The 22,965-nt window shown below is 67.9% G+C and carries 19 protein-coding genes and 1 pseudogene; 10 read left to right on the forward strand and 10 right to left on the reverse strand.

Annotated elements, in window-relative coordinates:
• Window positions 1-2: 2 nt before the first annotated feature.
• Window positions 3-1,184 carry an isovaleryl-CoA dehydrogenase gene (locus QZM15_RS26110; RefSeq protein ID WP_302107534.1) on the reverse strand — a complete coding sequence of 394 codons (1,182 nt, stop codon included), beginning with the start codon at window positions 1,182-1,184 and terminating at the stop codon, window positions 3-5.
• Between the two features lie 170 nt (window positions 1,185-1,354).
• On the opposite strand from QZM15_RS26110, the gene QZM15_RS26115 reads away from it, so the two are divergent.
• Entirely contained in the window at window positions 1,355-2,101 is a 747-nt protein-coding gene (locus QZM15_RS26115) for a TetR/AcrR family transcriptional regulator (protein WP_059643618.1), read from the forward strand.
• A gap of 47 nt (window positions 2,102-2,148) precedes the next feature.
• Here the strand turns inward: QZM15_RS26115 and QZM15_RS26120 are convergent, their stop codons facing one another.
• Entirely contained in the window at window positions 2,149-2,637 is a 489-nt protein-coding gene (locus QZM15_RS26120) for a MarR family winged helix-turn-helix transcriptional regulator (protein ID WP_099317826.1), read from the reverse strand.
• A 201-nt stretch (window positions 2,638-2,838) separates the two neighbouring features.
• On the opposite strand from QZM15_RS26120, the gene QZM15_RS26125 reads away from it, so the two are divergent.
• Together QZM15_RS26125 and QZM15_RS26130 are read left to right on the forward strand one after the other, a co-directional pair.
• On the forward strand, window positions 2,839-3,918 hold the full coding sequence (locus QZM15_RS26125; RefSeq protein WP_124658441.1) for an aromatic ring-hydroxylating dioxygenase subunit alpha: 1,080 nt from the start codon (window positions 2,839-2,841) through the stop codon (window positions 3,916-3,918).
• Window positions 3,915-4,880 carry a PDR/VanB family oxidoreductase gene (locus QZM15_RS26130; protein WP_302107535.1) on the forward strand — a complete coding sequence of 322 codons (966 nt, stop codon included), beginning with the start codon at window positions 3,915-3,917 and terminating at the stop codon, window positions 4,878-4,880. Before QZM15_RS26125 ends, QZM15_RS26130 begins: the two co-directional genes overlap by 4 nt.
• Before the next feature lie 167 nt (window positions 4,881-5,047).
• On the opposite strand, the gene QZM15_RS26135 is transcribed toward QZM15_RS26130, so the two are convergent.
• On the reverse strand, window positions 5,048-5,494 hold the full coding sequence (locus QZM15_RS26135) for a hypothetical protein (protein WP_302107536.1): 447 nt from the start codon (window positions 5,492-5,494) through the stop codon (window positions 5,048-5,050).
• Window positions 5,495-5,898: 404 nt separating this feature from the next.
• Here QZM15_RS26135 and QZM15_RS26140 point away from each other — a divergent pair, with 404 nt between their 5' ends.
• A complete protein-coding gene (locus QZM15_RS26140) occupies window positions 5,899-8,061 on the forward strand; it encodes a TonB-dependent siderophore receptor (protein WP_302107537.1) in 2,163 nt (720 codons plus the stop codon).
• Window positions 8,062-8,074: 13 nt separating this feature from the next.
• Here QZM15_RS26140 and QZM15_RS26145 read toward each other — a convergent pair whose 3' ends face one another.
• From QZM15_RS26145 to QZM15_RS26155, 3 genes and pseudogenes are all read right to left on the reverse strand, one after another.
• Complete coding sequence (locus QZM15_RS26145; protein ID WP_302107538.1) at window positions 8,075-10,000, reverse strand: SMP-30/gluconolaconase/LRE-like region family protein; 1,926 nt, start codon at window positions 9,998-10,000, stop codon at window positions 8,075-8,077.
• 419 nt (window positions 10,001-10,419) lie between these two features.
• Window positions 10,420-10,530 (reverse strand): annotated as a pseudogene (locus QZM15_RS26150) (aldehyde-activating protein); the annotation flags it as partial.
• A 113-nt stretch (window positions 10,531-10,643) separates the two neighbouring features.
• Window positions 10,644-11,837, reverse strand: coding sequence for a porin (locus tag QZM15_RS26155; RefSeq protein ID WP_124863247.1), 1,194 nt, complete (start codon window positions 11,835-11,837; stop codon window positions 10,644-10,646).
• Between the two features lie 294 nt (window positions 11,838-12,131).
• On the opposite strand from QZM15_RS26155, the gene QZM15_RS26160 reads away from it, so the two are divergent.
• The 3 genes from QZM15_RS26160 to QZM15_RS26170 all read left to right on the forward strand — a co-directional run bounded on the left by QZM15_RS26160 (window position 12,132) and on the right by QZM15_RS26170 (window position 14,154).
• Window positions 12,132-12,773: a LysE family translocator gene (locus tag QZM15_RS26160; RefSeq protein ID WP_302107539.1), complete on the forward strand. Its 642-nt coding sequence runs from the start codon at window positions 12,132-12,134 to the stop codon at window positions 12,771-12,773.
• A 12-nt stretch (window positions 12,774-12,785) separates the two neighbouring features.
• A complete protein-coding gene (locus QZM15_RS26165; RefSeq protein WP_059575501.1) occupies window positions 12,786-13,322 on the forward strand; it encodes a GNAT family N-acetyltransferase in 537 nt (178 codons plus the stop codon).
• A 97-nt stretch (window positions 13,323-13,419) separates the two neighbouring features.
• Window positions 13,420-14,154, forward strand: coding sequence for a metallophosphoesterase (locus QZM15_RS26170; protein ID WP_059575503.1), 735 nt, complete (start codon window positions 13,420-13,422; stop codon window positions 14,152-14,154).
• Between the two features lie 106 nt (window positions 14,155-14,260).
• Here QZM15_RS26170 and QZM15_RS26175 read toward each other — a convergent pair whose 3' ends face one another.
• Both QZM15_RS26175 and QZM15_RS26180 read right to left on the reverse strand, forming a co-directional pair.
• Window positions 14,261-15,583, reverse strand: coding sequence for an ATP-binding protein (locus tag QZM15_RS26175; RefSeq protein WP_059575505.1), 1,323 nt, complete (start codon window positions 15,581-15,583; stop codon window positions 14,261-14,263).
• Window positions 15,580-16,320: a response regulator gene (locus tag QZM15_RS26180; protein ID WP_059575507.1), complete on the reverse strand. Its 741-nt coding sequence runs from the start codon at window positions 16,318-16,320 to the stop codon at window positions 15,580-15,582. Before QZM15_RS26180 ends, QZM15_RS26175 begins: the two co-directional genes overlap by 4 nt.
• 227 nt (window positions 16,321-16,547) lie before the next feature.
• Here QZM15_RS26180 and QZM15_RS26185 point away from each other — a divergent pair, with 227 nt between their 5' ends.
• Entirely contained in the window at window positions 16,548-17,129 is a 582-nt protein-coding gene (locus QZM15_RS26185) for a thioredoxin family protein (protein WP_104012507.1), read from the forward strand.
• A 53-nt stretch (window positions 17,130-17,182) separates the two neighbouring features.
• On the opposite strand, the gene QZM15_RS26190 is transcribed toward QZM15_RS26185, so the two are convergent.
• Window positions 17,183-17,821, reverse strand: a complete 639-nt coding sequence (locus QZM15_RS26190; RefSeq protein ID WP_302107540.1) for an FMN-binding negative transcriptional regulator — start codon at window positions 17,819-17,821, stop codon at window positions 17,183-17,185.
• Between the two features lie 123 nt (window positions 17,822-17,944).
• Here QZM15_RS26190 and QZM15_RS26195 point away from each other — a divergent pair, with 123 nt between their 5' ends.
• Window positions 17,945-19,480: a PLP-dependent aminotransferase family protein gene (locus QZM15_RS26195; RefSeq protein ID WP_302107541.1), complete on the forward strand. Its 1,536-nt coding sequence runs from the start codon at window positions 17,945-17,947 to the stop codon at window positions 19,478-19,480.
• Window positions 19,481-19,577: 97 nt separating this feature from the next.
• A complete protein-coding gene (locus tag QZM15_RS26200; protein ID WP_302107542.1) occupies window positions 19,578-21,809 on the forward strand; it encodes a penicillin-binding protein 1A in 2,232 nt (743 codons plus the stop codon).
• A gap of 34 nt (window positions 21,810-21,843) precedes the next feature.
• Here the strand turns inward: QZM15_RS26200 and add are convergent, their stop codons facing one another.
• On the reverse strand, window positions 21,844-22,944 hold the full coding sequence (gene add / locus QZM15_RS26205) for an adenosine deaminase (RefSeq protein ID WP_302107543.1): 1,101 nt from the start codon (window positions 22,942-22,944) through the stop codon (window positions 21,844-21,846).
• Window positions 22,945-22,965 lie beyond the last annotated feature (21 nt).

A 22,965-nucleotide genomic window follows, 5' to 3' on the forward strand; every position in this document is an offset into this window, starting at 1 on the left:
CGTTACATCGTTTCCGCGAACAGCTCGCGGCCAATCAGCATCCGGCGGATTTCGCTCGTGCCGGCGCCGATCTCGTACAGCTTCGCATCGCGCCACAGGCGGCCCACCGGGTATTCGTTGATGTAGCCGTTGCCGCCGAGAATCTGGATCGCCTCGCCGGCCATCCACGTCGCCTTCTCGGCCGTGTAGAGAATCACGCCCGCGCAGTCCTTGCGCACCTGGCGAATGTGGTCGCTGCCCGCCGAGTCGAGATGGCGGCCGACCGCGTACAGATACGCGCGACACGCCTGGAACGTGGTGTACATGTCGGCGACCTTGCCCTGGATCAGCTGGAATTCGCCGATCGCCTGGCCGAACTGCTTGCGGTCGTGGATGTACGGCACCACGGCGTCGAGGCACGCGGCCATGATGCCCGTCGGGCCGCCCGACAGCACCGCGCGTTCGTAGTCGAGGCCGCTCATCAGCACCTTCACGCCGCCGTTCAGCTGGCCGAGGATGTTCTCTTGCGGCACCTCGACGTCCTGGAACACGAGCTCGCCCGTGTGCGAACCGCGCATGCCGAGCTTGTCGAGCTTCTGCGCGACGGAAAAGCCCTTCATCCCCTTCTCGACGATGAACGCGGTGATGCCGCGCGGGCCGGCTTCGATGTCGGTCTTCGCATACACGACGAGCGTGTCGCAATCGGGGCCGTTGGTGATCCACATCTTCGTGCCGTTCAGCACGTAGCGGTCGCCGCGCTTGTCCGCGCGCAGCTTCATGCTGACGACGTCGGAGCCGGCGTTGGGCTCGCTCATCGCGAGCGCGCCGATGTGTTCGCCCGACACGAGCTTCGGCAGGTACTTCCGCTTTTGCGCGTCGGTGCCGTTGCGGTGGATCTGGTTCACGCACAGGTTCGAGTGCGCGCCGTACGACAGGCCGATCGACGCCGACGCGCGCGAGATCTCCTCCATCGCGACCATGTGCGCGGTGTAGCCCAGGTTCGCACCGCCGTATTCCTCGGAGACGGTCATGCCGAGCACGCCGAGATCGCCGAACTTCTTCCACAGATCCATCGGAAACTGGTCGGTGCGGTCGACCTCCGCCGCGCGCGGCGTGATTTCCTTCGCCGCGAACGTCGCGACGGCGTCGCGCAGCATCTCGATGTCTTCACCGAGCATGAATTGCACGCCGGGCAGGTTGATCATGTCTCCTCCGTCTCCAGAAAGTGTGTCGCACTCACCGATTTCTGAGTTTCGCTCAGATCGAATGAATACGCCGATTCATTGACCAATACAGCGGAAATTTTGCACAGTTTCGCGCCTCGCCCGGTTCGCCGTCAATAGTTTTTTGAGTGATACTCAGATATGATGCGAAGATGACAGCCGCCCCCGCCGACACCATGACCGCCACCGCCAAAGCCGATCGCGCCGACGCGTCGCGCGCCCCCGCCGGGCGCAAATCCCAGCAGCGCGTGCAGGACATCCTGCGCGCCGGCCGTGAAGTGTTCGCCGAAAAAGGTTACGAGCATGCGACGGCCGCCGAGATCGCGCAGCGCGTGGGCGTGTCGGAGGCGACGGTGTTCAGCTATTTCCGCGGCAAGCGCGAGCTGTGCGCGCGTGTGATCGCCGACTGGTACGACGAAATCATCGCCGCGTTCGAACACGGGATGCCGCGGGACGCGTCGGTGCAGCAGCAGTTCGCGTTCATCGTGCGCACCCATCTGCGCTTGATGCTCGTGAACGGCACGGGGCTGTGCGCGCTGGTGCTGTCGGAAGGCCGCGCGAAGCAGCATGCGCTGAGCGACGAGCTCACCGCGCTGCAGCGCCGCTACACGGCGCCGTTGATGGACGTGCTCGCGCGCGGCCAGGCGGCCGGGCAGGTTCGCGCGGATCTGCCGCTGAGCCTGCTGCGCTCGATGGTGTTCGGGCCGATGGAGCACGTGCTGTGGGATGCGATCCTCGGGCACCGCAAGCTCGATACGGAAACGACGGCCACGCAGTTGATCGACATGCTGTGGGCGGCCGTGCAGCCGCCGGCGCCGGAACAGGCGGCGCTCGTGCGCTTCAGGAACGAAGTGGCCGAAGCCGTGCGGCGGCTGGAAGAGCAAGCGTCACGCGGGTGATGGCCGGCGCAGCCCGCGCCGCCGTTCCGCGCCGTCGCCCGGCGCCGCTACGAATCCTCGCTCACCCGCAGCGGCGCGCGGCTCTGCTCGTTGTTCAAATGGACGAACTTGCGCAGCAGGCGCATCAGTTCCTCCGCATCGTCCTCACCCATCCCGTCGAACAGGCCCGCGCGCAGTTCCTTCACCGACGGAATCAGGTGCGTGAGCAACTCGACGCCCGCCGGCGTCAGCAGCAGCCGCCGCTGACGCCGCGGCAGCACTTCGCGGACGATCAATCCTTTCGCCTCGAGCCGGACCGCGAGATCGGCCGTCGTCGACGTGTCGAGCGCGACCCGCTGCGCGAGCGTCACCTGATCGAGCCCCGGATTCTCGTACAGCATCCGCAGCACCGCGTACTGCACGGGCGTCACGTCCCGGCCGAGCTTCTCGTAGAACATCGCGACCGCGATCTGGTGCGCGCGCCGGATCAGGTGCCCGGGTTCGTCGTACAGGTCGATCGGGAAAGCCGGCAGGTCGGCGGGATTCGTTTTTTCCATGGATGAGTCGATGACATAGGCGGCGCGCACCGGTTGCGCGCGCCGTCGGCATGGCGCTGTCTCGCGCCATTTCCCGGGAAAACCAGTATACCGCTCGCCTTGTCCCGCCCCCTATCAGTGAGTACACTGAATCTCATTCAGTACACGGAATGAAGATCGGGCCGCTTCCCCGGCGGCACCGCCCCGAAGGAGACAAGGAACATGTTTCTCAAGAATGCCTGGTACGTGGCCTGCACGCCCGACGAGATCGACGGCAAGCCGCTGGGCCGCAAGATCTGCAACGAATCGATGGTGCTCTACCGCGCGGCGGACGGCCAGATCGCCGCGCTCGAGGATTTCTGCCCGCACCGCGGCGCGCCGCTGTCGCTGGGGTTCGTGCGCGACGGCGTGCTCGTGTGCGGCTATCACGGGCTCCAAATGGGCTGCAACGGCAAGACGGCCGGCATGCCGGGCCAGCGCGTCGGCGGTTTTCCGTCGATTCGCAGCTTTCCGGCGGTCGAGCGGTACGGCTTCGTTTGGGTGTGGCCGGGCGACGCGTCGGAGGCCGATCCCGCCAAGCTGCCCGCGCTGGCATGGGCCGAGGATCCGGCCTGGGCGCACGGCGGCGGCCTGTATCACATCCGCTGCGACTACCGGCTGATGATCGACAACCTGATGGACCTCACGCACGAGACGTACGTGCATGCGACGAGCATCGGCCAGAAGGAAATCGACGAAGCGCCGCCGAAGACGACCGGCCACGGCGACGAAGTCGTCACGAGCCGCTTCATGGAGAACGTGATGCCGCCGCCGTTCTGGCGGATGGCGCTGCGCGGCAACGGGCTCGCCGACGACGTGCCGGTCGACCGCTGGCAGATCTGCCGCTTCACGCCGCCGAGCCACGTGATGATCGAAGTGGGCGTCGCGCATGCGGGCCACGGCGGCTACGACGCGCCGGCGGACAAGAAGGCGTCGTCGATCGTGGTCGACTTCATCACGCCCGAAACCGACACGTCGATCTGGTATTTCTGGGGGATGGCGCGCAATTTCCGGCCGGACGACGACGCGCTGACCGCCGAGATCCGCGAAGGCCAGGGCAAGATCTTCGCGGAGGATCTGGAGATGCTCGAGCGCCAGCAGCGCAATCTCGAGCAGTGGCCCGAGCGCACGCTCCTCAAGCTCAACATCGACGCCGGCGGCGTGCTGTCGCGCAAGGTGATCGACCGGCTGCTCGCCGCCGAAAACGCGGCGAGCCCGCCGCGGCCCGCGATTCCGGTCGCGCACGTCAAGGAGGCGTCATGAGCGACGCGACGTTGACGGTCCGGGTGGCCCGCAAGTGGCGGGAAGCGCGCGACATCTGCGGCTTCGAATTCGTCAGCGACGACGGCTCGCCCTTGCCGCGCTTCGACGCCGGCGCCCATATCGACGTGCATCTGCCGGGCGGGCTCGTCCGCCAGTACTCGCTGTGCAATCACCCCGGGCAACGCGATCGCTATCGGATCGCTGTGCTGCGCGAGGCCGAAGGCCGCGGCGGCTCGCGCGCGATTCACGACGAAGTCCGGCAAGGCGATACCTTGCGGATCGGCATGCCGCGCAATCAATTCCCGCTCGCCTCCGACGCACCGCACCATCTGCTGCTCGCCGGCGGGATCGGTGTCACGCCGATTCTGAGCATGGCGGAACGGTTGTTCTCGACCGGCACGCCGTTCGACATGCACTACTGCGCGCGTTCGGCCGATCGCATGGCCTTCGTCGAGCGGATCAACGCAGCCGGTTTCCGTGATCGCACCCGCTTCCACGTCGACGACGGCGACCCGGCGCAACGTTTCGATCTGGCCGCCGTGCTCGCGGCCGCGCCTGAAGGCACGCATCTGTACGTATGCGGCCCGCGCGGCTTCATGGAGGCGGTGCTGAACGCCGCGCGCGAGCGCCACTGGCACGAAGCGCGGCTGCACTACGAATTCTTCGGCGGCGCGGTCACGCGATCCGGCGCCGATCGCGCATTCCAGATCCGGATCGCGAGCAGCGGCCAGACGATCGACGTGCCGGCCGAATGCACGGTCATCGCGGCGCTGGCGGCGCACGGCGTCGACGTGCTGACCTCGTGCGAGCAAGGCGTGTGCGGCACCTGCCTGACCCGCGTGCTCGAAGGCGAGCCCGATCATCGCGATTCATATCTGACCGACGACGAAAAGGCGGCCGGCGACCAGTTCATGCCCTGCTGCTCGCGGTCGCGCACCGACCTGCTGGTACTCGATCTGTAGAGCGACAGACGGGCTGCCAGACGCGCGGCGGCCGACCACGATAACGGAAACGATCAATGGCGAATCCTGCCCGCCGTCGGTCAATACACCTGAATTCCCGACCGATCGATGGTGCTGCAACCCGAATCCGCGTGACCCTCGCACGCCGGCGCCGCCCATCGCTCTGCTCAATCGGCGAGCCGGCAATGCGTCAGCTTCAACCCCGGCAGCACCGGCGCGTCGATATAGCCTTCGTTCACACAACTGAACCGGAAAGCCGCGGACGTGACGAACGGCTTGATCTCGCCGCCGGGGAATTTCGGCTTCAGCGCGCCCTGGTCGGCCACGTCGAAATGCGTGTCGAACTGCTCGCCGTCGGCCGTCAGCGCGCCGAAGTACGTGCCGCCCGGGTCGCTACCCATCCGGATCACGGCGCCGACGAACGTGAGGCGCTTGCCGTCGTACTTCGTCTTCGCGGCGGCCATGTCCCGCGTATAGGCCTCGATCACGGCGCCGTAATGCGCGTCGATCGCGGATTCGGCGTTCGACGCCGCACCGGCCGCCTGGTGAACGCCCGCCAGCAGCGTGCAGGCAGCAAGCGCGGCCGCCGCGAATGGTGCGGAAATCTTCTTCATGGGTGGTCTCTCCCGTCCAGCGTGGTGGTTGAAATGATCGAACCCGGCGCGATGCCGGTTGAATTCGCTTCCGTTGATTTAATCGTTCGAATGGCGGTACGCGGCTGCGATCACTTCATCCGCCCGCGTGGTCGCGCGCGGCGATGGCGTCGCGCTGAACGCGACGTGGCAGGAAGATGACATGGTGCGGCCCCCGGTTCTCTCTCGTTGAATTTCACTGCGTCTGATTTTGGCCGCTACGGTAGCAGACGGCCGACAGGCCGGCAACCGAGGGCCGAGCATCGTCCTGCCGTCCCATTACAATTGCAAATGGTTCTCATTACATATATCATGCGCGTCCTGTACGCAACGCAATGTCGCGGCCCGCGCCGCGATCCTTAGCATTCCTCTTCCCGCATCGATTCATGCCATCCCGTCGAATGTCCTGCCGCGCCCGGGCCGCGCGTCCGTGGCGCACGCGCCTGCCTGCCCTGCTCACCCTGTGCGTCGCGAGCGGCGCGCATGCGGCCGGCACCGAACCCGTTGCACCCGCACCTGCGACCGCCGCCGAACACGAACTCCCGGCGATCAGCGTCAATGCATCGGCCGCCGTCGACCCGACGATCGGCTATCAGCCGCGCACGACGAGCATCGCGGGCGGCGACGACCGGGCGCTGAAGGAGATTCCGCAATCGGTCGCGGTGGTCAGCAGCAGCGTGATGCAGGACCAGCAGGCGCGCTCGCTCGACGACGTGCTCGGCAACATCAGCGGCGTCACGCAGACCAACACGCTCGGCGGTACGCGCGACGCGTTCATCAAGCGCGGCTTCGGGTCGAACAACGACGGCTCGGTGCTGGTCGACGGCGTGCGCACGCCGGTGCTGCACAGCTATCTCGCGACGATCGACCGCGTCGAAGTGCTGAAGGGCCCCGCTTCGCTGCTGTACGGGATGCAGGACCCGGGCGGCGTGATCAACCTCGTCACGCGCAAGCCGGAAGACACGTTCGGCGGCTCGATCTCCGCGTCGCGCACGAACCACGGCGGCAGCAGCGCACAGTTCGATCTCACGGGCCCGCTCGGCAAGCCTGGCCAGATCGCGGGCGGCACGCTCGCATTCCGGCTGACCGGCGAATACGACACGAGCCGCTACTGGCGCAGCTTCGGCCGCGAGCGCAACGCATTGATCGCGCCCGCGCTGTCGTGGCACGACGCGAACACGTCGATCGACGTCAGCTACCAGTACGTCGATTACACGATGCCGTTCGACCGCGGCACCGTGCTCGTGAACGGCCAGCTCGACGATGCGCTGCGCTATCGCCGCTACGAGGAAGCGTGGTCGCAAAGCAGCGGCATCCAGGAAACGCTGCGTACACGTATCGAACACCGCTTCTCCGATGCATGGCGCGTGCGCGCAACTTACGGCTGGGGCCGCGATCGCTACGATCAATACCTCACCCGCGCCACCGCGTTCAACAGCAGGACCGGCGCGCTGACGCGCTCGTCCGATGCGAACCTCGGGCGCAACGACTCCGACCAGATCGCGACGCTCGGCCTGCTTGGCAACGTCACGCTCGCGGGCATGCAACACGCGATCTACGTCGGCGGCGAATACGAGCGGCAGCGCAGCTTCCGCGGCGACACGATCCGCGGCAAGGCGACGACGGGCTTCGATCTTTACGATCCCGTGTACGGCCTGCTCGCGCCGGGCGGCGTACCCAACGCGAAGCAGAGCGATTCGCGCTCGGTCGTGCATGCGTATTCGACGATCGTGCAGGACTCGGTGAAGATCACCGAACGCCTCACCGCGGTCGGCGGCCTGCGGTGGGAAAACTGGCAGCAGGAGTCGGGGATGGGCCGGCCGTTCGTGTTCGCCGACCGCTCGCGCGGCAGCGTCTGGCTGCCGCAGTTCGGGCTCGCGTATGCATTGACGCCGGCGCTCACCGCCTACGCGAACGTGAGCCGCTCGTTCAAGCCGAACGTCGCGTCGAACGTTGCCGCGCCGCTCGCGCCGGAATACGGGCGCGTGCTCGAGGCCGGGCTGAAGTTCAGCCTGAAGCCCGCGATCACCGGCACGCTCGCCGTGTATCAGATCGACAAGCGCAACGTGGCGGTCACGGTCGGCGACATCACGTCGACGATCGGCACCGCGCGCTCGCGCGGGATCGAGCTCGACGTCGCGGGGCAGATTACGCGCCACCTGAGCGTGATCGGCAGCTACGCGTACACGAACGCGAACGATCGCGACAGCAACACGCCGCTCGTCAACGTCGCGCGCCACACCGGCAGCCTGTTCGCGGTATACGACACGGCCATCGCGAACTTGCCCGGGCGCTGGCGCTTCGGCGGCGGCGCACGTCTCGTCGGCGCCCGCTCCGGCGACACCGCGAACAGCTTCACGCTGCCCGGCTACGTGACCGTCGACGCATTCGCGGCCTACGAAACGACGATCGGCAAGTTTCCGACCCGCTTCCAGCTCAACGTGAAGAACCTGCTCGACAAGACCTACTATCCGTCGAGCAACAGCAACCTGATCGTCGCGGTCGGCGAGCCGCGGCTCGTCACGCTGACGACGACGGTATCGTTCTGACGGGCCCGCGCGATCACGGACGCCAGCGGTACACGACGATGCTCGACCCGTTGTAGTTGTCCTTCGTGATCACGTACTCGCCGTTCGAGCGCAGGTACGCGCGCACGCCGTACATCGAGTCGACGTCGTTGCCGACGTCCATCGCCGACGGATTCGAGTTCGTCAGCGTCGTGACGAGCGCACCCGTGTTCAGGTCGAATATGTCGATGTTCGGCACCGTGTGCACGTAGCCGACGAACAGATAGTGCCCGGCCGCCGCGATCGATTTCGGGTTCGCGCTCGTCAGGTTGATCACCGGGTTCGGCGCGCTCGTGTTGCCGTTCTTCCAGCCGCGATAGACCTCGATGTGCCCGTTCATCGCCGTCCAGTCCCAGTTGCCCGCGAGGCCCTGCGCGAGGATCATCGTGTCGCTGTCGGCCTGGTAGATGATGCGCGTGACGGGCGCCACGCTGCTCGGCACGGGCGTCGTCACCGGCTTGCCCCATGACGGCTTGCCGGTCGCGTCGAAGCCCGTCATCGGATAGCGCGTGATCACGTTGGAGCCGTTCAGCCCGGCCCACACGTCGCCGTTGCCGTCGATGTCGAAACCGGCCGTCACCTGCAGCGTCGTGTTGAACGGCTTGCCGGGCAGCGAGCCGGCCGGAATCGCGATATAGCCGCTCGCGGTGTTGAAGTAATAGAAGTTGAAGTTGCCCGGGTTCTGGCCCGATGCGACGAGAATCCGGTTGCCGCCGACCGCCACGAGCTGGCCGAAGTGCTGGCCGCGCTGATAGTCGTTCATGTCGAGGCGCGGATCTTTCGGATAGGTGAACGGGTCGATCGTGTTCGCGACGAACGTGCCGCCCGCGGTGCCCGTGTACACGTTGTTGCCGCTGAAGAACAACGCGCCGTCGGTCGCGGGGTCGGGCGCGGCGACGCCCTCGAAGTTCAGCGCCTGCAGCTTCCATTGCAGCGTGCCGACCGGGCTGTACGAATGCAGATCGGTGCTGCCGTTGCGGCCGAGATCCCAGCCGCCGCCCCAAGCGTTGTTCAGCACGTACAGGTTGCCGGCCGCATCCTTGCCGAGCGCCGCGACGCGCGTGAAGCGCTTGTCGCCGACCTGCCCCTTGATGCCCGTCGTCGTGTCGAGATAGCCGCCCTGCACGCCGAACGTGCCGACCTGCACCGGCAACCCGGGCAGCCCGCCGTACACCTTGATGTTCATGTCGGGCCCTTCGTCGCCCACCATCAACCGGCCCATCGGCGCATCGAAGTACAGCGACGCCGGCCGCGCGCCGGCCGCCATCTGGAGCGTGTTCATCGCCGCACCGGTCGGGCTGAACTGCGCGACGACGCCCGCGCTCTTGCGCGCGACCCACAGGTTGCCGGCCGCATCGAGCGCCAGCGCGCCCGGGCCCGTGACGCCGATGTCGCGCTGCCATACGCCGTCGGTCGTGTAGACGCGCACGCGGTTACCGTAGAAGTCGCTCACGTACAGCAGGTTGCCGGCCGTCGCGAGGCCCGTGATCACGTCCGCATACTGGATGCCCGTCCACGTGCTGACCGGAATGCGCAGGTCGCGCTGGTTCGTGCTTCGGTTGTAGCGGCCCACCGAGCCGCTGCCGAACGTGCGGTTGTAGCCGAGCGCGACGAACAGCGACGTCGAATTGCCGGTGATCGCGCCGCCGTGGAATTCGTCGTGAATGCCGATCGTGCCGAGCGGCTGGCCGTTCTGGTAGATCGCGACGCCGCCCGCGTTCTCGTCCCAGCGCGACGCCGTGTAGATCACGCCTTCGGGCGCGACCCACATCGAGCGCGCGCCGTTGCCGACGTGCGAGGCCAGCGTGCCGTACGTGTTCGCGAGCCAGTCGGTCGAGTATTGCGCCTGCGCGTGGCTCGCCGGCGCCAGCATCGCGATGCACATTCCGAGCAACGCCGCGCGGATTTGTTTCATTGACATGAATAATGCTCCCAGACGAACCATCGTCGACACTGTAAATCGCGGCGCATGAAATATTGGTGATTCCGGAAAATTCGCATTCGCCGTTCCCCGGAATTATTCACTCCGCGCCTTTTGCCGTCCGGGGCTTTTTCGTCAACGATCGCAAAATCGCCTAACCCGCGCCCATACAGCCTTCCAGCGTGCAGCTCCGACGCATTTCCCGGCATTTTCTTCCGGATCACGCAATGCAAATACGTCATTTTTTCTGCCACGACCGCATTGCTTTTTCATTCCCCGGAAATCGTTTCTATTATTACAAATCGAAATCGAAATGAAAGAAAAAAATTATTCGGCGCGATCGGAAATGCGTGATCCTGCAACGGACGGGAAAGCGGGAGGAAAAGCAGGAATGCGGAGGGGAAAGCCGCGCGCCGGCCGTACCGGCTCGGCTGCAGGTCGCCAGGCAATCGTCCGCCGTAGGCACGCGCACGCAGCCTGTTCGGCACGACGCGCACGCCGAGCCGATTCGTTCCGGACACGATCTCGCCGCGCAACGTGACGGTCGCCGCGCCGCACCGGCAGTGCGGACAGCGTTCGCGTCATGCCGTCGCCTCGAAAAGTGTAGCGGCGGTACAGGAGCATGCGCGCAACGGCCGCCGCGTCAGAACTTCTGGCGCAGCCCGAGGCTCACGATCGCCTGCGACCGCGAATCGGACGAATGGCCGTTCGCCTTGTCCGACACCGACGCGGTCGCGGCCACCGGCCGGCCGAGCGCGTCGAGCGTCGTGCCGGACGCATGCTGGTACGCGCCGAGCAGGTACACGCTGGTGCGCTTCGACAGGTCGTAGACCGCGCCGAGCGTGACGTTGTGATACTGCGCACGGCTGTCGATGCCGTCGACGTCGCTGCCGCGCGTGTAGCTGTAGCCCGCGAACAGCTGCGTCTGCGGCTGCACGTTCCAGCGCGTGAACACGCCCGCGACGTTGAACGTCGCATGGCCGCTGAACAGCGACTGCGCGCCGCCGCGATACTGCACGTTGCTGTAGTTCACGCCGACGACGGCCGGCCCGAAGTTGTACGTCGCGCCCGTCGCGATCACCTGCTGCGACTGCGCGCTCGCATAGCCTTCGTTGATCGACGAATTGAACAGGCCGTCGTCGGTGCTCCGCCACTTGCCTGCCGTCGGGTCGGTCGCGCCCGTCTTGCTGTTGTCCGAGCGCTCGTAGCCGACACCCACGCGCAGCGGGCCGGCCGCGTACGCGGCGCCGACGCTCCACGTGTTGCGCTGCTTCATGCTCCCCGGCTGGCCGCCGAAGCCGTACAGCGCACCGAACGTGAAGCCCGAGTAGTTCGCGCTCGTGTACTTGATCGCACTGTCGACGCGTGCGGTCTGGTCGAGATCGTCGATGTCGCCCGGGTGCGCGCCGAAGCCGCCGATGAACGACGACGGGCCGACCGGGCTCACGAAATCGTCGAGCGACGTGTACTGGCGGCCGAGCGTGATCGTGCCGTAGCGGTCGCTGCCGACGCCGACGAACGCCTGCCGGCCGAACTGGCGGCCGCCCTGGCCCGACGTGCCGTTCGTGATGTCGAAGCCGTTCTCGAGGACGAACAGCGCGCGCATCCCGCCGCCGAGATCCTCGGAGCCCTTGATGCCCCACCGGCTGCCGGACAGGTTGCCGGTCGTGAGCCCGACGTTCGAATGCCCGGTGTACGCGCCCGCCGAGCCGGCCCGTTCGTTGCTGCGATAGGTCACGCCCGCATCGACGATGCCGTACAGCGTGACGGAGCTTTGCGCGGCGGCGATACCCGCGAGCGAGAGCAGCAGCGGGGCTGCGATCAGTTGCTTGTTCATGGTTTCGTGTCTCCGGGCGGTGAACCCGTTGTTCTGGCTGTTTGCGAGTAGCGAGCGGGCGCCGACATCCGCCGGCGGTGCAAGGCCGGCGACGTCCGCGCGCGACGATGCGGCGGGCGTGCCCGCTGCGGCCGGTATGGTAGTTGGAACCGGTTCCGTTCCAAAGCGGAATAATGACAACAGTTTCTTGTCAAAATCGCGATAGTCGGAGACGGCGCCGAGGCGGCGGCGCCTGTACAGCGCGGGGCGGCGCGGACGATAATCGGCTGCGCGCCTTCCACCGGGAGCTTCTTCATGCATGAAACGACCCTGCTGGTCTTCTCCGCCGTCGCGTTCGTCGGCATCGCGACACCCGGCCCGACCGTGCTGCTCGCGCTGACCAACGGCTCGCGCTACGGCGTGCGCCGCGCGGCCTACGGTTTCGCGGGCGCGATGCTGTCCGACTTCGTGCTGATCGTCGCGGTCGCGCTCGGCCTCGGCGCGCTGCTGATGGCGTCGGCGTTCTGGTTCTCGGTCGTGAAGTGGCTCGGCGCCGCCTACCTCGCCTATGTCGGCATCCGGTTGCTGACGTCGAAGGGATCGCTCGACGTCGCGGCCGCGCAAGGCGACACGGCATCCGGACGCACCGGACGCAACGCGTCGATCTTCGCGAAAAGCTTCCTGACCGCGGTGACGAACCCGAAGGGCTATCTGTTCTTCTCCGCGTTCCTGCCGCAGTTCCTCGATCCGGCCGCGCCGCTCGCGCCGCAGTACGTCGCGCTCGCGGTCACGTTCGCGCTGCTCGACGGCGCGGTGATGTTCGGCTACGCGCTGCTCGGCGCCCGTGCGGTGCGGCTGCTGAAGCGCTCGGGCGCGCTGTGGCTCGAGCGCACGTGCGGGGCGATGCTGCTCGCGCTCGCCGGCTCGCTGGCGCTGTACCGGCGCCGTGCCGCGTAGGCGCCGGGTACGATGAAAATCGCCGCGCCGCCCTGCTCCGGATTTCCCGGCCTGTCGCTCAGGCAACTCGAACGCGCGGACCTCGACGCGTGGTACGCGTACCTGTCGAACCCGGCCGTTTTCCGCCACACGAGCTGGAACCTGCGCTCGCCCGGCGATCTGCTGCCGCTGTTGGACAGCATCGAATCGGCCGATCCGGATTCGATCCGGCGTCTCGCGATCGTCGATACCGAATCCGGCGCGCTCGCCGGGACGATCGGGCTGCATACGGTGTCCACCGCGAACCGCTCGGCGGAGATCGCGTACGACCTCGCGCCGTCGCACTGGGGGCGCGGCATCGCGAGCGCGGTGTGCGAAGCCGTCACCGCGTGGGCGTTCGCCGAAGGGGGCTTCATCCGCATGCAGGCCGTCGTGCTGACCGGCAACGCGGGCTCCGCGCGCGTGCTGCAGAAGTGCGGCTACCGCTACGAAGGGCTGCTGCGCGCGTACAAGATGGTGCGCGGCACGCCGGGCGATTTCGCGATGTACGCACGGCTCGCGACCGACTGACGCGCCGCCCACGGCCTCACGTGCCGACGCCGTGACGCGATTGGACGGCTCGCGCCGAATTGGCGACAATCGCCGTTCCCCTCATCGACGCTCCGCCATGAAAATCGCCGCGCTGTCCGATATCCACGGCAACCTCGCCGCGCTCGACGCGGTGCTCGACGACGTCCGGCGCCGCGGCGCCGACGTGATCGTCAATCTCGGCGACATCGTGTCGGGCGCGCTCCATCCGGCCGAAACGGCCGACCGCCTGATCGCGCTCGACCTGCCGACCGTCAAGGGCAATCACGAACGGCAGTTGCTCACCGAGGATCGCGACGCGATGCGGCTGTCGGATCGATGGGCGCACGACACGCTGCGCGCCGACCACCGCACGTGGATCGCCGCGCTGCCCGAACGCCTGATGCTCGACGGCGACGTGCTGATGGTGCACGGCACGCCGGCCAGCGACCTCGTCTATTTCCTCGAAACGGTCACGCCCGACGGCTGCCGCGCGGCCACGCCCGACGAGGTCGCGCAGCGCGCGGGCAACGAAACGGCCTCGCTGATCCTGTGCGGCCACACGCACGTGCCGCGCGCCGCGAAGCTAGACGACGGCCGGCTGATCGTCAATCCCGGCAGCGTCGGGCTGCAAGCGTATACGGACGATCTGCCGCATCCGCACCGGATCGAGACGGGTTCGCCGCATGCGCGCTACGCGATGGTGTCGCGCACCGCCGCCGGCTGGAACGTCGAATTCCATGCGGTCGAATACGACTGGCACACGGCCGCGGCCATTGCGGCCTCGCGCGGGCGCGACGACTGGCGCGTCGCGCTGCGCACCGGCCGCTGCTGACGCACTCGCACCGCTCGTCGACGCGCAGCCGAGACGCGTGTGACGTCGCACGCATCGCACGCTTCGGCACACGCCCGACACCGCGACGCTCGCGCGCCGCGTCGCTTCACCCCGCGTTCCTCAGCGTCAGCCTCGCTTCGAGGCCGCCGCCGTCGGGCCGGTTGTTCAGCGTGAGCGTGCCGCCCATCGCAAGCGCCAGTTGCCGCGCGATCGCGAGGCCGAGCCCCGTGCCGCCCGTATCGCGATTGCGCGACGTCTCCACGCGCCGGAACGGCTCGAACACCGCGTCGAGCTGATCGTCCGGAATGCCGGGGCCGCGGTCGAGCACCGCGATCACCGCGCCGCCGTCCGGCGCCGCCTGCACGTCGATTTCGGCCGCGCCCGCGAACTTCAGCGCGTTGTCCACGAGGTTGCCGACGATGCGGCGCAGCGCCTTCGGCCGCGTGACGAGCGCGAGCGGCGCATGGCTGTGCAGCGCGACGTCCTGCCCCGCATCCGTGTAGTCGTACACGATGCTGTCGAGCAGCGCATCGAGATCGATGCGGCGCGCGGCCTCCTCGGTGCCGTGCAGCGTCCGCGCGTACGCGACGCCCTCCTTCACCAGATGCTCCATCTCGAGCAGATCCTGGCGCAGCTTCGCGCCCTGCGTGTCGTCGTCCATCACGTCGACGCGCAGCCGCATTCGCGTGATCGGCGTCTGCAGATCGTGCGAGATCGACGCGAGGATCTGCATGCGCTCGGCCATGTACTGCGCGATGCGGTCCTGCATCGCGTTGAAGGCCCGCGCGGCGCGCGCGACTTCAGACGGCCCGTCTTCGTTCAGCCGCTCGCCCTTCAGGTCGGGGCCGAGCGCGTCGGCGGCCTGCGCGAGCTGCTTGAGCGGCCGCGTCGCGAGCCGCACCGCGAGCCAGCAGCACGCGGCCAGCACCGCGAGCTGCACCACGAGCACGGCCGGCAGCCAGCCCGACAGCGGCACCGTCGACATCGGATGAATGTCGATCGTCAGCGGTGACCCGTCGGTCAGCCGCAGATGCACCTGCAGATGTTCGCGGTCGCCGGGAATCGAGTTCGCGGTCAGCGGGTAGTCGCCGCCGATGCCGTCCGAGATCGAGCGCTCGACGCGCGCCGACAGCCGCGCTTCCGGCGGCGTGCCGGTTTGGCCGGGCCCGAGGATGAACGCATAGCTGCGCCGCGCGAGACGCGGCAGCCACGCGGCCCGCTCGGCCGGCGGCAGATGGTCGAGCAGCGCGACCGAGCTCGCGACCTCGCGCTCGATGTAGCCCATCATCAGGTTCGTGGTCGCCTGGTCGCGCTCGGTCATGGTGAGCCAGAACGACAGCGTCTGCGCGAGCGCGAGCCCCACGAACAGGATCAGCGCGAGCCGCGCGAACAGCGAACGCGGCCAGTGCCACGGCGTGCGCGCGCTCATGGCGTACCGTCGATGGCGGTCACGGCCGACGAGAACACATAGCCCTCGTTGCGCAGTGTCTTGATGTAGCGCGGTTCGCGCGCGCCGTCGCGCAGGCGCTGGCGCAGCCGGCTCACGAGCAGGTCGATCGAGCGGTCGAACGGGTCGGACTGCCGCCCTTGCGTCAGGTTGAGCAACTGATCGCGCGTCAGCACGCGCTGCGGGTTGTCGAGGAACACGCGCAGCAGCCGGTATTCGGCGCCGCTCAGCGCGACCAGCGTGCCTTCGGCGTCGAGCAGGTGGCGCCCGGTCGTGTCGAGCTGCCATTCGCCGAACGCGAGTATCGCGGCCGTTTCCGTCACCTGCATGCCGGGCGGCAGCATGCGCGCGCGGCGCAGCACCGAACGGATCCGCGCGAGCAGCTCGCGCACCGCGAACGGCTTGGCCAGGTAGTCGTCGGCGCCCATCTCGAGGCCGATGATGCGGTCGGTTTCCTCGCCTCGGGCGGTCAGCATCAGCACCGGCACCGTGCGGAACTTGCCCGCGCGCAGGTCGCGGCACAGCGTCAGGCCGTCCTCGCCGGGCAGCATCAGGTCGAGCACGATCAGGTCGGGCGCGCCGTCGTCGAGCACGTGGCGCATCTCGCGGCCGTTCGCGGCCAGCGACACGCGCATGCCGTTCTTCTCCAGGTAGTCCGCGATCAGTTCGCGGATCGCGCGATCGTCGTCGACGATCAGCACGTGGTCGATCTTGTCCATGAGTCGGTGTCGGTATCGGGGTCCGGGCGGGCGATGTCCGCTTTTATACCGCACGGCGGGCACGCGTTTGTATCGCAATGTATCGCGTCGCCGCGACGACACACAACATTGCACACGCGCGGCCGGCCGGACACATCGCAGATACGTCGGCGCCGCCTAATGGGGCCTGTCGAAACCCGCCCGGACGCCGACATCGCGCCGCGGCCCTCAAAGTTCAGGAGAACGCCATGCTGCCCCGACTCAAGACCGCCGCCCTCGTCATCGCCCTCGCCGCCACGGCCGGGCTCGCCGCGTTCGCCGGCACCCGGGACGACGCGGGCATGCAGACGTCGCTGGCCGGCATGGCGGCGCCCGGTTTCACCGGCATCGAGCGCTGGCACAACAGCGCGCCGCTGACGCTCGAGCAGTTGCGCGGCAAGGTCGTGCTCGTCGATTTCTGGACGTACTCGTGCATCAACTGCATTCATACGATCCCGTACGTGAACGACTGGTATCGAAAGTATCGCGACCAGGGGCTCGTCGTGGTCGGCGTGCATACGCCGGAATATCCGTTCGAGCGCGACGCGAAGAACGTCGCCGATGCGATCAAGCGCTTCGACATCCGGTATCCGGTCGCGCAGGACAACCGCTACGACACGTGGCGCGCGTACGGCAACCAGTACTGGCCCGCGCTGTACCTGATCGATGCGAACGGCAAGATCGTCTATACGCGTTATGGCGAAGGCGGGTACGACAAGACGGAGGCCGCGATTCGGGAAGCGCTCGCGCAGGCAAAGGCAGGGATGAAGGACTCGACGCGCACGCAATGATCAGCGCGGCGCGCGGGCCCGCGGCTCGCCCGCGCGCCGCGGTCCTCGTGTGCTCAAGTGCGCTTCGCGTCCGCCTCCGCCAGCATCGCCTCCCCGATCGCGAGATGGCCGTCCGCGACCAGCGCTTCGCCGGCGCCGCGGATATCGGCTTCGGCCTTGTTCTGCCCGAGCTTGCGCTTGCCGACGAGCCGCGTGATCTCGATCCGCAGCCCGACGATCGATTGCAGCATCGTGTCGATATAGTCCTTCGGCGCATCGCCCATCTTCCACGGCACGGGTTGCGACGCCTCGTGCGTGCGCGTCAGCCGCGCGACCACGCCACGCACGAATTGCTCGTCGTCGCACACCGTGATGCGGCCGTGCGCATGCACGACCCGGTAGTTCCATGTCGGTACCTCCCGGTGCGTCGCCTGCTTGCTCGGATACCAGTTCGGCGAGATGTACGCGTCGCCGGCGCGGAAGATCACGAGCACCTGGTCGCCGTTCGCGACGTCCTGGCAGACCGGATTCGCGCGCGCGACGTGCGCGTGCAGTTCGCCGAGCCCGCCGTCGCCGGGCATCAGCTCGAACGGAATGTGGTTCGCGTCGAGCCCGCGCTCGCCGTGCGTGATCAGGCTGCCGAACGGATGCTGCACGATCAGCTCGCGCATCGCGTCGGGGTTGGGTTCGTTGTAGTCGGCGGGGATGTACATGTCGGCTCCACGGTCGTGCGGGGTGGGAAAGGGTGCGGGCGCAGGCCCGTCATGCGTCGATTGTGAGCCGAAACTGGTTTATTCTGTAGAGCCGGTTTGAAACAATTTCAGCAGACCAGAATCATGGCAAGAACGGCCCGGATCGTCGAAATCCCGTCGCTCGGCGCGCTCGACCGCGCGGCCGGCGACCTGAGCCGTCAGCTCGCGCAGGCGCTGCGCGACGCGGTGCGCCGCGGCGACGTCCGGCCGGGCGATATGCTGCCCTCCACGCGGTTGCTGGCGGCGTCGCTGCAGGTGGCGCGCGGCACCGTCGTCGACGCCTATGCCCAGCTCATCGCCGAAGGCTTTCTCGAATCGCGCGGCGGAGCGGGCACGCGGGTCGCGCACGCGCTCGCGGAACCGCCGCCCGGCAACGGCCCGGAATCGCCGGCGCCAGGCCCGGACCCGATGCGCGACGGCCTGCCCGAACCGGCCGCCACCTTCGCGCGGCTCGCCCGCGAATTCAGCCCGCTGCCCGCGATGCCGTTCGCGATCTCGGTGCCCGTCGGCCTCACCGCGCCCGACGACATCTGGCGCCGGCTCGGCAATCGCCTGCGCGCCCGCGGCGCCGGCGCGCCGTCCGGCTATGCCGATCCGCAAGGCGCGCTGCCGCTGCGCGAGGCGATCGCCGATTACGTGCGCCGCTCGCGCTCGGTACGCTGCGACGCCGGCCAGGTCGTGATCACGAGCGGCACGCAGCAGGGGCTGCATCTCGCGAGCCAGGTGCTGCTCGGCGAACACGACCGCGCGTGGGTCGAGAATCCGGCCTACCGCGGCATCACCGCGCTGCTCGAAAGCACCGGGCGGCGCGATGCGATGGTGCGCGTGCCGGTCGACGCCGACGGCCTCGACGTCGACGCCGGCGTTCGTCTCGCGCCCGATGCGCGTGCCGCATTCGTCACGCCGTCGCACCAGTACCCGCTCGGCATGCCGCTGAGCATGGCGCGCCGCAACGCGCTGCTCGCGTGGGCGCGCACGCACCGCGCATGGGTCGTCGAGGACGACTACGACAGCGAGTTGCGCTACGAAGGCTATCCGTTCCCGTCGCTGCAGGGCCTCGCGCCCGATCGCGTGATCTATCTCGGCACCTTCAGCAAGATCCTGTTTCCGTCGCTGCGGCTCGGCTACGTGATCGCGCCCGACGCTCTCGTGCCCGCGTTCTGCGGCGCGCGCGTGCTGATGGATCGTCATGCGCCGACCGCCGATCAGCATGTGCTCGCCGCGTTCATCGCCGAAGGCCATCTCGACCGCCACATCCGCCGCGTGCGCGGCGTCTATGCGGAACAGCGCGCGCTGCTGATCGACACGCTCGGCGCGCGGCTGCCGCGCGAACGCGCATGGGTGCAGCCGGGCGACCAGGGGATGCACGTCGTGCTGTGGCTCGCGCAAGGCATCGACGATCTCGACGTGGTCGCACGCGCCGCCCGGGCCGGTGTCGCGGTGCGCGCGGTGTCGCCGATGTTCGCGCCCGGCACGGCGCGCCCGGGGCTCGTGCTCGGCTTCGGCGGGTTCGGCCGTACGCAGATCGAAGCGGCCGCGCAGCGGCTCGCGGACGTGGTTTCGTCGGTGGAATCGCGGCCTCGCGCATGGCAAAAGGTTGTCGGCGGGCAACAAACGTAATCGTCTGTAAATCCTGCAAGTAAACGGCCGTTTCGACTGCCGGCGCACAGGTTCCGTTTGCTAGGATCGCGCGTCTTCCCTCCGCGCTCCTGCCGCCGTGAATCGCTTCGTGCCGTTTCTTCGAGACGCGTGGCTCCGTTGCCGCGCCCGTATCGCGCCGCTCGCCGCCGCGTGCCGCACGCGCGTCCGCGCACTGTGCGCCGGCGCGCTGCATCGCCTGCGCCATCCGACGCGTCGCGGCGTGGCGCTGACGCTCGCCGCGATCCCGGTGCTCGGCCTGCTGGTCCTGCTCGCGTTCGTTCCGTTCACGCCGAGCATCGGCGACATCCGCAAGGCGCGCATCGACCGCCCCGCCCGCGTGCTGTCGGCCGACGGTCAGCTGATCGCCGAATTCCGGCCCGTGAACCGCGAATGGGTGCCGCTCAGGCAGATCTCGCCCCACATGGTCGACGCGCTGATCGCGACCGAGGACCATCGCTTCTACCAGCATCACGGCATCGACTGGCGCCGCACGCTCGCGGCCGGGCTGCGTACGTTCTCCGGTGATCGCCAAGGAGGCTCGACGATCACGCAGCAGCTCGCGCGCAATCTGTATCCCGATGAAGTCGGCCGCGCGCCGACGCTCACGCGCAAGGTGAAGGAGCTGATCACAGCGTTCAAGATCGAAGCGGTGTACAGCAAGGACGAGATTCTCGAAACCTACCTGAATACCGTGCCGTTCCTGTACAACGCGTACGGCGTCGAAATGGCCGCGCGCACCTACTTCGGCAAGTCCGCCGACCAGCTCGACATCACGGAAAGCGCGACGCTCGTCGGGATGCTGAAGGGCAACAGCTACTACAACCCGGTGCTGAATCCGGAACGCGCGGTCCAGCGGCGCAACATCGTGCTCGGCCGGATGGCGCAGATGGGCATGCTGTCGCCGCCGCAGCTCGCGAAACTGCAGCGCCGGCCGCTGCGCGTCGACTTCGAACCGCAGTCCGCGCAGCCGGGCCTCGCGCCGCATTTCGCGGTGCAACTGCGCAAGTGGCTGATCGCGTGGGCCGACCGCAACAACTACGATCTCTACTCGGACGGCCTCGTCGTGCGCACGACGCTCGATGCGCGGCTGCAGGACATGGCCACGCAGGCGCTCGCACGGCAGACCGAACGGCTGCAGGCGATCGCCGACAGCGCATGGCGCGGGTCGTCCGGCTGCGGGCTGCGCAACGACCTGTTTCGCGGCTTCATCCGGCAGACGCCCGAATATCGTCAGGCCCGCGAAACGGGGCTCGCCGATGTGCCGGCGCTGAAGCAGCTCGGCGCGAATCGCGCATTCATGCGCACGCTGTGCGAGCGCAAGACGCAGGTACAGGCCGGCTTCGTCGCGATCGATCCGCGCAACGGCGCGATCCGCGCGTGGGTCGGCAGCCCCGATTTCGGCAGCGAGCCGTTCGATCACGTGATCCAGGCGCGGCGTCAGCCGGGCTCGACGTTCAAGCCGTTCGTCTATGGCGCCGCGTTCGCGGACGGGATGCGGCCGGGCGATACGTTCGTCGACCGTCCCGTCGCGATCCCGATCGACGCGCACACGGTGTGGCGTCCGACCGATGCGGAACCGCCGACCGGCGAGCCGATGACGCTGCGCGACGGGCTGGCGCTGTCGCGCAATCGCATCACCGCGCAGGTGATGCAGCACGAGGGCGCGGCGAAGGTCGCGCAGCTCGCCCGCGCGATGGGTGTGCGCGACAGCCCGCTCGACGCGGTGCCGTCGCTCGCGCTCGGCACGAGCCCCGTCACGCTGAAGGAAATGGTGTCCGCGTACGGGACGATCGCGAACCGCGGCGTGTACGTCGCGCCGCAGACGATCACACGCATCGAGGATCGCGACGGCAAGGTGCTCGCCACATTCGCCAGTGCGCCGCCGGAGCGCGCATTGCCGGTGGCCGCGGCGCAGACGCTGGTCGACGTGATGCGCGGCGTCGTCGATTACGGGACCGGCGCCGACATCCGCTCGCGCTACGGCATCCGCGTCGACGTCGCGGGCAAGACCGGCACGACGCAGGACAACACCGACGGCTGGTTCATCCTGATGCATCCGCAACTGGTGGCCGGCGCATGGGTCGGCTTCGACGACGGCAGCGTGACGCTGCGCAGCGACTACTGGGGCGCGGGCGCGCACAGTGCGCTGCCGATCGTCGGATCGTTCTACGATGCGGCGCTGCGCGCGCGGGCCATCGATCCGCACGTGCAGTTCTCGCCCGACTTCCGGCCGCGTAGCGCGCCGGCGCCGAAGCGGCGCACGCCGCAGCATTCCGGACTGTTCGACTGGTTGAGGTTGTTTCGCTGAGCGTGATGCGGGCGGGCTTGGTCAGAAAACGCGCTCAGCCCGCCGCGAGCGTCGCAGCCAGCGCGTCGTATTCAGACGCCCATGCCGCACGCCACACCGCCTTCGTCGCGTCATCGACCCACGCGCCGTCGATTCCGTTCAGCATGAATTGCTTCAACTCGGCCACGGTGAAGCCGAAATGGCTGAACATCAGCTCCCACGCTTCCGAAGGGTTCACCTTGTGCAGCGTCGGATCGTCGGTGTTCGGATGGATCTTCAAGCCGAGGTCCGGCATCTTGCGCATCGGATGCAGCTCGGCCCATTGCTCCGGCGGCAGCGTGCGCAGGTAGTACGAATTCGTCGGCACGACGGTGAATACGATGCCGCGTTCCGCGTAGCGCGCGCACAGTTCGGGGTTGTCGACGATCGTATAGCCGTGATCGACGCGATCGACGTGCAATAGATCGACAGCCGTCTCGACGTTGCGCCACGGCATCCCGAACTCGCCCGCATGCGCGGTCGTGCGAAAGCCCGCCGTGCGTGCGTTTCGGTACGCCTTCCAGAACAGCTCGGGCGGCCGGTCGTTCTCGCGATAGTCGATGCCGAGCCCCGCGACTTCGTCCGCGCGATTCGCCTTCATCCACTCGACGATCGCAACCGCTTCGTCGGGGTCCTGCTCGCGATCGATGCTCGGAATCAGGCGCGCGCCGATCCCGAAATCGGCCGCGGCGTCGCGAATCGCCGTCACGATCGCGGCCTGCGCGTCCGCATACGCGATGCCCGACACGCGCACCGTTCCCGTCGGATTCCAGAAGAATTCCGCATGCCTGACGTTGTGCGCGGCCGCGTCTTCCAGATACTCGTAGGCAATCCGCCGCAGGTCGTCGGGGCGTGTGAGCAAATACTTGTCGAGCGCGCGCAGCACGTGCAGCACGCCCACCGGCTTCTCGCCGCGCGCGTAGAACGCGTCGATCTCCGCACGCTCGATCGGCGCGCCGCTGCGTTCGGCCAGCGCGACGAACGTGTCGTGCCGCACCGCGCCGAGCAGATGGCAATGCAGCTCGACCTTCGGCAACGCGCGGAAGAAGGCCCGATGGGCGGGCGTAATCTCGATGCCCGTGCGCGCGGCCGGGACGTTGCCTGGTGTTCCCTTCATGTCAGTCTCTTTTTTGGTAGT

The organism is Burkholderia sp. AU44665 (assembly GCF_030504405.1).
GTDB classification, from domain to species: Bacteria; Pseudomonadota; Gammaproteobacteria; order Burkholderiales; family Burkholderiaceae; genus Burkholderia; species Burkholderia semiarida.